Origin of the sequence: Halobacterium hubeiense (assembly GCF_001488575.1) — an archaeon.
GTDB classification, from domain to species: Archaea; Halobacteriota; Halobacteria; order Halobacteriales; family Halobacteriaceae; genus Halobacterium; species Halobacterium hubeiense.
Genome location: NZ_LN831304.1, coordinates 124,357 through 136,846, shown reverse-complemented (window position 1 = coordinate 136,846; position 12,490 = coordinate 124,357). Strand labels below are relative to the sequence as shown.

8 protein-coding genes are annotated in these 12,490 nt (G+C 57.4%); 2 read left to right on the top strand and 6 right to left on the bottom strand.

Going from position 1 to position 12,490, the window contains the following annotated elements; translation table 11 throughout:
• Positions 1–13: 13 nt before the first annotated feature.
• The 5 genes from HHUB_RS15325 to HHUB_RS16335 form a co-directional block, all read right to left on the bottom strand.
• Positions 14–3,652, bottom strand: a complete 3,639-nt coding sequence (locus tag HHUB_RS15325) for a UvrD-helicase domain-containing protein (RefSeq protein ID WP_059059048.1) — start codon at positions 3,650–3,652, stop codon at positions 14–16.
• Positions 3,645–6,701 carry a PD-(D/E)XK nuclease family protein gene (locus HHUB_RS15320; RefSeq protein WP_059059046.1) on the bottom strand — a complete coding sequence of 1,019 codons (3,057 nt, stop codon included), beginning with the start codon at positions 6,699–6,701 and terminating at the stop codon, positions 3,645–3,647. The genes HHUB_RS15325 and HHUB_RS15320 overlap by 8 nt, the downstream gene beginning before the upstream one ends.
• A 358-nt stretch (positions 6,702–7,059) precedes the next feature.
• Positions 7,060–7,281 (bottom strand): hypothetical protein, encoded by a 222-nt coding sequence (locus tag HHUB_RS16340; RefSeq protein WP_082687310.1) that lies wholly within the window; start codon positions 7,279–7,281, stop codon positions 7,060–7,062.
• Between the two features lie 7 nt (positions 7,282–7,288).
• Positions 7,289–8,059, bottom strand: coding sequence for a RipA family octameric membrane protein (locus tag HHUB_RS16905; protein WP_157534032.1), 771 nt, complete (start codon positions 8,057–8,059; stop codon positions 7,289–7,291).
• Positions 8,052–8,993 (bottom strand): TIR domain-containing protein, encoded by a 942-nt coding sequence (locus tag HHUB_RS16335; protein WP_082687309.1) that lies wholly within the window; start codon positions 8,991–8,993, stop codon positions 8,052–8,054. Before HHUB_RS16335 ends, HHUB_RS16905 begins: the two co-directional genes overlap by 8 nt.
• A gap of 127 nt (positions 8,994–9,120) precedes the next feature.
• Here HHUB_RS16335 and HHUB_RS15305 point away from each other — a divergent pair, with 127 nt between their 5' ends.
• Positions 9,121–9,558 carry a TIR domain-containing protein gene (locus tag HHUB_RS15305; RefSeq protein ID WP_059059038.1) on the top strand — a complete coding sequence of 146 codons (438 nt, stop codon included), beginning with the start codon at positions 9,121–9,123 and terminating at the stop codon, positions 9,556–9,558.
• Positions 9,559–9,767: 209 nt separating this feature from the next.
• Here HHUB_RS15305 and HHUB_RS16900 read toward each other — a convergent pair whose 3' ends face one another.
• A complete protein-coding gene (locus HHUB_RS16900) occupies positions 9,768–10,634 on the bottom strand; it encodes a hypothetical protein (RefSeq protein WP_157534031.1) in 867 nt (288 codons plus the stop codon).
• Positions 10,635–10,723: 89 nt separating this feature from the next.
• On the opposite strand from HHUB_RS16900, the gene HHUB_RS15300 reads away from it, so the two are divergent.
• Entirely contained in the window at positions 10,724–12,490 is a 1,767-nt protein-coding gene (locus HHUB_RS15300; RefSeq protein WP_082687308.1) for a DUF262 domain-containing protein, read from the top strand.

Below are 12,490 nucleotides of genomic sequence, written 5' to 3'. Positions count from 1 at the left end.
CAGTAAATGTGGCTCAGGAGACGAGCTCCAACATAGAGCGAAGTTCAGATTCGATATCAGTCAGTTCACTCCGTTGCCACTCAAACCGTTCTTCCACCCCAACATCGGTAAACCGGAGTGAAGCACGAACCTGCCGGGCGGGATCGTGCTGGAAGAGCGCGAGAGCGTAGGCAAGCATTTGCGGCCGATAGTGGTCAGCGAGGGTATCAGTCGTCGTCGACGAAAGATCGTTCGTCTTGTAGTCGATGATATGATACGCATCAGGAGTGACCAGAAGACGGTCAATATCACCCACTATGCGGGAATCATCGAGACGAGCGACAACTGAGTACTCGTCATAGGTCGCTTCGAGTGGGAGGTCCGCCTCAGTTTCATCGACGAACCGGATCGCATCCTGGGCATGGCTCACGGCTGCTTGGAGGTCGCCATCCGTCGGTTCCTCACCTCCCATACGACTCAACTGACGAATGAACGAGGGCCACTCATCCCGTGGAGGACGGAGCTCATTGAGCCGATGGACAACAGTTCCGAAGGTGGTCGGACTCAATCCGATTGTCTCATCCCCCGTCGTGTAGCTATGTCCGTCCTCGTAGGCATCCGCAACAGCACTGACGAGAGTCGTCGCGGCAACGCGAACAGCGGCCTGTTGTTCTGGCGGGGAGGGGACAGTAATCGCAGGGTCTACCTCTTCACTCGGAGCCTCAGACTGCCATTCAACCGGCCGAGGTGGCGTCTGAATAGTGTATGAAGCGTCACCGATTCGAGCGTCCGTAGCTCCCTCGTGAACCGCCTCAGCGACTAGCTCTTGGTCGTCAAACAGAATTGGCTGGAGCCAATCCCGCCATCGGCTGGCGTCGTCGAAATCATCTGGCTCACCGAGTTCGATGTGTCCAGACTCATCGATATCGATATCGTGTGTCCCACACAACAGCAGGTGGTCCCGAGTTCGGGTACAGGCCACGTAGAGCAGTCGTTTGGATTCCGCACGCTCTTGCGGGAGCGAGCGACGATCAGCATATTCGTGGACTGCCGTCTTTTCGATTGAGAACGCATCGTTGGGGTGGGGACCACCCACGGCAGGAATCGGTGGAGCATCAGTCGTCCCCTTGACGAGGCGGACATAGCCGTGGTCATCGACGGACCGCCCGAAATTGAGGTCACTTCCGAGATCGGGAACAGTGACGATTGGGAACTCGAGTCCCTTCGCGGCGTGAATCGTCATTATCCGAACTCCCTCAACATCACCGGGAATGTCAGCCTCCCCCTCTCGGGGATCGATCTCGGCTTGGCGGTCGATCCGGTGGAGCAACCCGGCAGCTGTATGAACACCGTTCTCGCTCCAGGTACGGACCTGGTCGCGGAACTTCTCGACGTTCGCGACGGCCTGTCGACCGCGTTCATCAGCACTCACACTAGCCAGATACCCCGTGTCATCGATCACTCGGGACAGCAGGCGGTTCCACGGGAGGACGCCATCCTCAGACGGCGTCGCACAGCCGCTGAGGGTCCGCCACGTCGTAAGGAGGTCGAACGCGTCCGCGAGCTGTGGATCGTCCGCCTCGGCGAGCGCATCCCACACTGAATTGGCCTCTGCGACCGCCGGTGCGAGACGATCATCCGCGAATCCGAACAGCGGCGACCGAAGCACCCCGTAGAGGGAGACATCGTCCTGTGGATCACCGAGAACTCGAAGCAGGTTCGTGAGCGCCTGGACCTCAGGCGTATCGTAGAATCCGACGCCACCGACGACAGTGTAGGGGATGTCGTACTTCTCGAGAGCGCGCTGATACCGATCCAGATGAGTTCGTCGGCGGAGGAGGATTGCCGTGTCGTCCGGCGTAGCGTCACGATGAGCACCTGTGTCGGGGTCTTGGACTTGCGGCGGATCGTCGAACAGGTGGGTCAGTCGAGCTGTGAGCGCTTGCGCTTCGGCCTCGATGGTGTGGTCGAGCGCGCCTTCGGCGACCGGATGGTCGTCGCCGAAGAGCTCCGCTGCCGTATCGGCGTCGTCGGGGACAGCGAGATACTCGACACTCCCGGTCAGTCCCTCGATGTCCTCGACACGGTCGCGCTGCGTACTCAGTCCCTGAGGTGGCGCTTCGTAGGGTTCGTGGGTGTCACCTTCTGGTTGGAACAGGTACTCGAAGAGCTCGTTCAGGAACGACAACGGCTCGTCCAGCGTCCGGAAATTCCCGGAGAGTTCGAGGGCGGTCGGACTCTCGCCGTCGCTGTCGGGAACGTCGTCAACCCCACGAGCCTCGTTGACGGTCTGGAGTTCTCTGCGCGCATCCCCGAACGTCGTCACGTCGGCCCCGCGGAATCCGTAGATGCTCTGTTTCTCGTCGCCGACCAGGAAGACGTTCGACGCCGTCTGCTCGTCGACGCCCGTGAGGAGCTTGACTAACTCCCACTGGCGCGGGTCCGTGTCCTGGAACTCGTCGACCATCACGGCCGCAAACTGCTCTCGAAGCCGCTCCGTGACGACATCGTTCGCTCGCAAGAACTCGAGGGTTGTCTCGATCACGTCGGGGAAGTCGAGCGTATCGCGGCGCTCCTTCTCGTCGGCGTAGGCGGCGAGGACGTCGTTGAAGACGCGCATTAGGGCGAGCGCGTAGTGAGCGCTGTTCGCTTCGAGCTCACCGGGCGTCGTCTCGACCGCATCCGCGTGCGGTTCGACGGCATCGATGACCGTGTCGATGGTGTCTTTCAGGTCGTCGTAGACGTCACCGTACTCACCCCAATCGTCCCGGTCACCGACGACGTACCCCGAACTGCTGTACAGGCCGCCGTTCTTCTTCTCACAGGCCTCGTAGAGCTCGAGGATTGCCCGTTGACAGTCGCGAGGATCGCTTTCCTCCGGGTCGGCCGAGAGTGTGGTCGCGACTTCGGTGAAGGTCCGGTAGGCTCGAAGACCGTCTTCGTCGGCGATAGCGCCCTCGCGGTCGACACGGCCCGCAACCGTGCGTAGCTGCTCAAGGAGTCCGTCCGCATACAGCGTCTGTCGGGCGTCGGCGACGTCGAGATCACAAACGACCTCCCAGCAGATATCGACGTAGTCGTTGACCTCCGCATCACGCCACTCCTCGAGGACCGCCTCGCTCTGTGGGCGCTCATCGAGTAGTCCAGTGAGTACATCGACCAGCTGGTCGCGACCCCAAAGCTGAGCGAGTAGCGCGACGTCGTCATCGTCCAGGTTGCGTTCGAGAAACTCCGTCACGACTTCGCGTTGGAGTGTCGCAGCGCCGTCTTCGTCGAGTACGTCGAAGCCGAGCGGGACCGGAGCCTCGACGGCCCGTTCTCGCAAGAGCCGCGTACAGAACGCGTGAATGGTGTGGACGTAGCCATCCTCCAGGTCGTCGAGGACGTTTCGCCAGCGGTGATAGGCTTCTGGTGAGTCGACAGCCTCGAGCCGGTCGTACACCTCCTCCCGAACGCGCTCGGTCAGTTCGGCAGCGGCCTTTCGTGTGAAGGTGATCGTAACGATGTTCTCCGGCGTGAGCGATGGGTTTTCGGCCAGTATCGTCACGTACCGCTCGGTGAGCGTTGTCGTCTTCCCCGTCCCGGCGCCGGCAGTGATCGCGACGTTCCGGCCCTGGACGAGCGCGTCCTCCTGTTCCTCTGTGAGCTGAATCTCCTCGGGTTCCTCAGTCATCGCTCATCACCGTCTCGATGTCCTCGTCGTCGCGAACACGGAGCGGAACGTACGCAGCGTCGTCCTCGTTAACCTCGTCGACGAACTCCCGCTTGCGGTGATGGCGGACATCGCACGCCCGACGGTAGTCACAGTATCGGCAGTTCGCTCCGCGGGCCGACAGGAGGGTCGTGTGGAACCGACCGTTGCCGATCGCCTCGTCGATTTGGCCCAGCCACTCCGGAACAACATCGTTCAGGAACCGGCGGAGTTCGGCCTCTGAATCGAACTTCGATTCGACGCCGCGTGGAACCTTGAGGTCGTTGGGGGGTCGCACCTGATAGTACGTCGCTGAAAGCGATCCCTGCTCGAACAGATCACCGTCGACGACGTTGGCCGCAGCAAGCAGATAAATGGGGAGTTGGAACTTCGTGCCGCCGGTTGTCTTCGTCATATACGGTGCTCGACCAGTCTTGTAGTCGTAGAGCGTGAGCGTCGGTTGTTCGCCACCCTGGCTCACGTCAACGCGGTCGATGTATCCCCGAATCGAGACAGTCGAGCCGTCCGGTCGCTCAACTGTGAACGGCCCAGCATCCGAGTCGGGAAGTCCCTCGCCGAACGGGGCCTCGAACAAGTGTGGGCGGTCAGCGCCGTCCCGCGAGAGTTCGTTGTCGAGGAAGGTAGCGAACAACCCCTGTTCCGGTGCGTCGTGAGGTTTGCTCCCGGCCTCGTACGGAGCACTCTCGCCGTCACCCAGGCCCGCGAACAGCTCCGCCTTCCACCGTTCATAGAACAGGCCGTCGTACTCGAAGTCAGCATCCCGGAGTTCTTCGACGGCAATCTCGCGAAGGTGTATCGCCAAGTCGTTCCGGTCGAACTCGGTGAGGTCGACACCATCTTCGGTTTCGTCCTGTAGATCCGCGAAGAACCGTTCGAGGACGTCGTGGACGTACGATCCGGTTTCGAGGGGCGTAGGGACGACCTCGACGTCGTCGGGATCCTCGATTTCGAGCACTTCGTCGGCGTAGAACTTGAACCCACACTCGACGTATCGCTCGATCCGACTCGCGCTGTAGGGTTCTCGCTCCGACGGAGGGTATACCTCATCGACTGTCTCGGGATCCAACACGCCGTCGTGGTCGGAGAGGCCAGCCGTTCCCCTGTTGGCCGCACAGTGGAGTCCCCGATCCGTGCGCTTGGTCTGCTCGGGGGAGAGGTCACCTCGGTCGCCGGCGCGGCTGACTGCCGCACGCCGGTCGGCCGTTGCAGCGACGTGCCGCTGGAGGTCTTCGCGGGAGCCCACGCGGTCGTCGACGCCATCTTCGGGTTCGATGCCGGTCACGCGCTGGAGTTCGTCGAGGACCGGCGACCGGACGACGGCGGATTCGTCGTCGCCCGTCTCTGGTGTGGTGATCGTGAGTTCGTCAACGTTCGCCAGGAGCGTCGCGAAGAGATAGCGCCCCCGGAGGCGCTCGTCGCCAGTGTCGAACCGTGGATGGGCGTCGGTCATTTCTTCGAAGAAGGCCGGGCGCTCCGGCGTCACGGGGAAGTGCTCGCTCGTCAGCCCCACGAGAAACACCTTCTCGAACGAGCGCATCCGGGCGTCGAGCAACCCCATCACTTCGACGTGACCGCCAGCAGCGCGCTGCGGAACCCGGATCGGAACACCATCGAACGCACGAGTGAACAGTGCCAACGGGGAGAGATCGCTATTGACCGCCGCCAGCGACTCGAACGAGGAGAGGACCTCGTCTACGAGGTCGTAGGCTCGCTGTTCGACGGCTTGCTCGGCGCCGCTGGCGTAGTCCTCCGTCGCCCCCTCCAGGTCGAACCGTTCGTCCAACAGTCGTCGGAGAGTCTTGGTTGCGCCCTCGACGTCGCCTGTTCGGAGCGTCTCTAGCGTGGCCAGTAGGTTCTCGATCAGTTCCGCCGCCTCGTCGTCGACGTCATCGAGCAGGGGTGACACAGAAACGGTGCCACGCCGGCGAGCAGCTGCCGTGACGGCGTTGGCTTGGTCGGTGTCGACGACATTGACTAGTGGATTCGCAAACAGGGACGTGAGGTCCTCAGCCCGCGGATCCGGTTCGGCGAGGTTCAGGAGGTCGTGGACGACGCTCCCGGTGAACGTCCGGTTCAGCTGTGAGGCGTCGGTCGTGACGTGCGGGATATCGAACGTATCGAACGTATCCTCGACGTACCCCGAATAAGCCTCAGTCCCGGGAACGACGACGGCCAGGTCGTCGGGGTCGCGACCATTGGCCAACTCAGTCCGGAGCTCGCGAGCGACGAAGCGAATCTCGCGCTCGGGCGTCGGGCGTTCACGCCATCGCAGAGTGTCTGGAGAAGGGACGGTGTCGGGGTCCGGGCGGTAGAGCGCCTCGGTGATCGTTCCAAAGGCCTGCCCTGACTCGTCGACGGGCTCGAGTTCTACTGTCTCAAAGTCAAGTGCTTCGTACACATCCAAGGCGTCCTCCGCAACGGCGTCGACTCCGCTCCGGCCATCCTGGTGGAGTGGCAGCAGTGCGATCATCGGAAGCTCGTCGGCGAGGCGTTCGATGAGGCGGCGTTCGACGGGGCGGAACTCGTGATACCCGGAAAGGATGACGACATCCAGTTCCGGGGAGAGCGCCGATAGTGACTGCTCCGCCGTTGCGACGGCGTCGAACATTTCTCCCCGGGTACAGACCCACTCATCGACAAAGTCGGCATGGAGATCCCGGTAGTGTCGGTACGCGTCGACAGTGGCTGTCGCGATATGGTCATCGAGGTCTGAGCCCTCGAACTCCGCCGCCAGTGCGTCAGCGGTACCGACGCCGGCGTCGTCGAAGAGTGAGAAGCGACTGCTGAACGAATCAGCGAGGGCGGCAGAGGCTGGTTCGCCAGCAAGAGCGCCATCTGTCTCGGCTGTTGTTCGGTCAAGCGCGTACTCCGCGAGCCGACGGTTCAGCTGCCCGGAGAGCGGTTGAACCGGACCGTGGAGATGCTCGTACCACTCCCGAACGACCGCGTCAAGCGTCTCCGCACGAAGACGGAGAGGTTCGTGGGAAACGGCCCAGCTGTCCTCAACCATACTCCGGCGAGCGTCGTTCCGCGTTATGTAGAGAATACTCCCCAGCGAATTAATTGCGATATCATCAGCCCGCTGAAATGCCCGTCGTTCCAATCGGGCGTGTTTCGGACCGGTCAGAAGCGTTGAATCCATCGAACATTCCCTACCAAGATATCGGTCTCACTTCACTCTTGGCGAGACTGACAGCTTAGGAGTGGCTTACCGAGAGAGGCCAAAATAAATCAGAGAGGACCTGGAATTCAGTCGACGCTCGCTAGCACCCGGACATCTGTATCCGAGTGCCGTTCACGCTGGGTTCAAGCATTCTGTTCCTGCAGGAAGGTTTCGATCTGATACGAATAGTAACACCGAAGTCACATCAACCAGGCCTGATATCACGCCAGCGCACATCGACAGTTTCGCCATCATCCAATTCGACGCGAAAGAGATACCCCTCGCGTTCATCATCAGTCACATCTCCCGCATCGTCAGTAATGATCTCAACAACTGTTCCGTAACGACCATGGAGCCAGTCATGGTCGGGATCAGTCTCATCAGGAATATCAATTCGGACAGAATCACCGGTATCGAAGCGCCTCATAGTATTTTCAGCGGGTTTGAATCCTAAAGAGGATGGCTAAGCCGAGCAGGAAGACTCCACCAACACCAAAACCAACCATCGATGGGTCCGGCAGTGATGGAATGAACCTCTTCACCTGGGGAGTAAGAATGAACCCGCCGGCATATCCTCCGACGGAGATGTATCCAGCAGCCAATAGGCGGACGAACCACTGTTCCACAATCGTATGCGAGCGGTGATCAGCATCTTCAGCTGGACGAGGATCAACGATTTCTGGGTCAGGCTTCTCCCGCTTCAAATATCGCCACTCATCGAGATACATACGAACAGGCAGGACCGACTCGATCTCATTCAGGATAGCATATCGAGCTTTGTTCAGCCGTCGGTATGATTGAAGACTCTGATACCAGAAGTAGCAAATCAGACTGCCGAATCCTGATGCGAAGAGAACGATCGCAGCATTTGTGCTCGTGAGATTGCCGCGGGCGAGAGCAAAGAGACCGGCCAGTATCGAGGTTAAAATCAGACCGAAAAAACGGTTCATCTGGACTCGCTGATTGGCTGTCTCGATTGCCACCTCCCCGTAATGGATGTACTGCTCCATCAGCCGATTCTTCTCGTCCTCACTCAGATTAGCCAACGGTCCAGCTGTGACATCTTCCTCCTCAGATGGCCCAGCAGGGTCCCCTCCAGTGACCTCTTCAGAGTGCTCAGGTTCTGTCTCGGGCGTGTCTCCATCGTCAGTATCGGCTTCATCCTCGGAAAGATCAACCGCCGCTTCGTCGGTTGAATCAGGCATATTCAGCGAGTGCGTCGACAAGCGAGGCCTTTCGCCATCCTACCTGAGTATCTGCGACTTCTTGGATTTTCTCGGGGACCTTCGATTGTCCCTCTGGAATGATTGCGATCACCGGCTTGTCCAGTTCATCGGCGAGTTCCAGCTCCTCCGGGATCCAAGTGCTGTGAGCACCGTACATTCCACTACTTACGACGACAACCGACGCCGTTTTCATCTGGTTCCGGAGTTCAGAGCGAAGGGCAGACTCGGTATCCACGGGCAGAGGGTCAGTTGAGGGGACACTATGATTCTGCCACTCGAGCGACGGAACCTCGTCAAGGAAATCAACGATACGCTCGTAGTGTTCGTCGTACTCCCACGAGTGAGAGACAAAAACGTTGTACTGCTTGTCCTCAAGTCGAGTTGCAGCGCGTGCTAAGCGTGAGATTGATTGCCCAGTATTTCCGCCTGAGGAGGAAGAGGACTCTTGAGTCGACGAGCCTGCAGAGGCCAAGGCTTCTAGCCCTTTGTAGGCACTATATAGGAGCAAAGCACCGCCAGCAATTTTTTGTCCAGACGAGAGCCCCTGCTGGTTCTGAGTGTCGGTAGAACTGCGGCTCAGGGAATCGTCGGTCGGGACAAGGCCCGACTGTTGGTCATTCGGCTCGAAGAGCGACGGTCGAGAGGAACTGAGCTCAGGGAGACTGTTATCCCCAGATTGCGTGACTGTATAAACGGGGCCGAGTTCTCGAACGGTGAACTCCTTTCCGAGATCGTTCCCTTTGTAGGTCGGTAGTAGGCGGTCTCCATCATCGCGATAGAATCCGGTAGGTAGATCGTTAACAGCTGACTTCAGAACGAATCGAACAGCTGATTCGGGGGTTGGACTGCCACGAATATCATCAAACGCAGCCTCCCAGGTGGTTTTCAATGGGGAGGAGGTGTCTTGGCTCATAACCGTATGAACAATCCGTTTTTAAATAGTATAAGTTCTTCCCCCTGGAATATCGGCAGATTTGGATTCCGCATCAGAGAGGACCATAGTACTAAACGGGTAAGCCGTCAATAAATCGCATATAGTTATGAGCTTCAACAGCAGATCTTCAAGCAACCGTCGGAGCGAATACCGACTGTTCATCTCGCACTCTTGGGAGTACAGCGACGAGTACAATCGGATGGTAGAACTACTTCGCGACTACCCGAATTTCAGTTTCCGGAACTACTCAGTACCGAAGGTTGATGAGATCGATGCTGACACCGAGGAGGAACTGGAACAGGCGCTCCGGGAAGACCAGATCAAGCCAGCTACGGTCGTAATAATACTCGGGGGGATGTACGTAGCACACAGCAAATGGATCAAGAAAGAAACTATTTTAGCTGAAATCGAGAGCAAGCCAATTCTGGGTGTTACACCGCGCGGAAACGAGCAGATGCCCAATTTCGTTGAAGACCACGCAGATCAGATCGTGGGTTGGCAAGGAGAGAGCGTGGTAGAGGGGATTCGAAATCTGGCTGATTAAATCGGTGAGAGTGTGTATGAACTATTGAGGAAGAGTCTGGCTGGCATCAAGACTGTTCCCAACGCCGCGAATCGGGTAGAGTTCAATCGCTTCGTACTCACCATCACCGTCAATATGCCCCAGTTTTGAAAACAGAGATCGGCTCTTGTCGTTCGGTTCGTCGATGTAGTAGACATCATCCTCGCAGTACTCCTGGCACCAAGTCTGAATCAATTCCTCAGCAATCCCCTGCGCCGGTAATGATCCCGGACATACAGCTGTCGAAGAACCTGTATTCCATCCAGCTCTTCCCAAGTGACGTATCCAGCCGCGTCATCATCTCGAATATAGAGCAATCCCTGGTGGTTCTCAGGGATATATCGGGCAAAAGAAGAACTCGTGTCACCACCATAGCTAGTCATCGCGCTGATGACTCGTTCTGTTTTGTTTATTGGTCGACCATCAGAATACACGAGAAATGAATCTTCCGCACCGATCTCCACGATGTCATCCGGAGTCGAATCCGTGAAGAGCCACTCAGCACTGAACACCTCATCAAGATCGATTCTACGACCCTGATACTCGATACCGTATAGGCTCATACAGTTACGGCAGCGAAATTCTGCTGATTCCTCGATTTCAGACATTCCCGGAACACGCCCAATTGACGGGTCGTCAATCCCTGAGCAATCGCAGTCCTGTCTAAGTTCCTCAAATTTGTCCCCCTTCCCAGATTGACTATACGGAACAAAACCCATCTTCCAATGCTCCTCTAACTTCTCACCGAGTTCCTGAGCGAGTTTTTGAACGACTCTCGCGTCTGTTCCCACAAATGCAACGACAGCATCAAGGAGGTCGTCTACGTGAATAATCGGGTCCTCGGACAACTCGTATTCTGTGAGCAATTGCCAGCCATTAGGAGCCCGGTAGATCATCCTAAGATAATCTTCACAGAGAAGGGAAACAGCGACGACCTCAATCCCGTCATCAGCTTCGATATAGAGAGGAACTGTTTGTTCAATCTCCTCACGTTGAGCAAGAGTTTCGAGCCAAGAGTAATCCCCGAGACCCGCAGGAAGAGGAATATTCAAGCTCATTTCTATCCGAAAATCGCTCTGTTACGTTATAAATGATAGGCGACCAGCACTATGTAGATATATAAAACCTGCTTACCACAAGACGGAATATGGAAACCAAGCGGATCGCTGAAGTCGTGGAAAATATAAATTATTCTTATCTCTTACCAGCGATTCAGCGCGAATTCGTCTGGGAAACGAGTGATATAGTCGATCTGTTTGATTCCCTGTTACGGGACTATCCGATCGGTGCTCTTCTTCAGTGGAACCTCTCAGCCGAGGAAGCACAGGCTCAGCCCAAATATCGCTTCGTCACCCACTACGTCGACGAACCGAACTTCCCCCAGTCACTCACAACCCCAACCCATCGAAACCCTCCACACAATTCTGAAGATCCACTCCCCTCACCGGTGAAGCTGGTTCTCGACGGCCAGCAACGGCTGACCGCGCTCAATATCGGCCTCACCGGATCGTTCTACGAACGGAAACACAATCATCCGCGAAACAAGGCCAGTTCGTGGGTCCAGAAACGCCTCTATCTCAACCTCCTCTCCGACCCGCAGACAGCGGACTCGGAACTCGGCAATAAGTACGATTTCTCCTTCCGGTCCGAACAGTCAGCGACTGCGAATGCCTATTGGTATCCGGTCAACCGGATTATGTCCATCTCGGACAACGACGATTTCTATGCAGAACGCCAGGAAATCGAGAGTGAGATTCAAGAGCTGATCGGAGAACACCCGGAGATAGAGAATGCGGATAGTCTGATTCTCAACGCCCAGCGCAATTTCGAGGACCTCTATCGAGCGGTCCACAAGGACGAGAAGCTCCACTTCTTCACCGAAGACGAGAACGACATCACCCGTGTCCGCGACGTCTTCGTTCGGATCAATCAAGGTGGAGTGACACCGAATCGCGCCGAAATCCTCCTTTCCTTGATGACCAGTAGCTGGCAACAGGAACCCCCAGAGATCAACGCACGTGACGAGGTTCACTCGATGGTCGACGAACTGAACGGAATCATCGATGGTGGGAATGCTCCCTTTGCCACGAAACACATCCAAAAGGTGCTGCTCGCAATCAACGGCAACGAGATTCAGTATCGGTTCGACAACTACACACTCGACTTGCTGCGGAATCTGAAGGAGATTTGGCTTACCGATACGTTCTCGAACACGATGGAGCAACTCGCGGAACTCCTGAACAGCTACTATCCAACGGTGACCTACATCCTCAGTCCCGCCCTCTACACGCCTATCGCCTACTACCTCTACCAGAACGAAAATCCCTCGCTCGATTCGACCTCCATCAAGGGTCGCGGGCGGCGCCGTGACATTCTCTACTACATCTGTGCGGCTCGACTCAATGGGTTCACCAGCCAATCATCGAACCAGATCGCCGAACTCGTCCGGGACGTTATCCGAGAAGAAGATAGCTCGGAGTTCCCACTTGAGCGGATTAGTGATGAAGTGGCGTCGAGTTACGGGACGTCCCTCCGTTTCACCGAAGAAAAGCTGACCACGCTTTTCGAGGAGCTTCAGTACGGCAAACGCGACATCGAGTTCCTCCTCCAGCTGTCGCACTATCCCGATGAACCGGCCCGGGGCAAGGACTACGATATCGACCACATTATTCCGAAGTCGGTCCTCCCAGAGGAGGCAGATGCCGACCGAGTGGGGAACCTCCAGCTGCTGATCGACAAGACGAACAAGATGAAATCCGATGACGACTTCGAGGACTGGATGAACTCCCGAACGGACGACTACAAGCAGACTCACCATATCCCAGAGGGCGCCAAGGAGATGACCTTTGAGGAATTCGTTGACTCTCGGGAGCAGCTCATTATGGAGCACATCCTCGAGAACCAACCGTTCTAA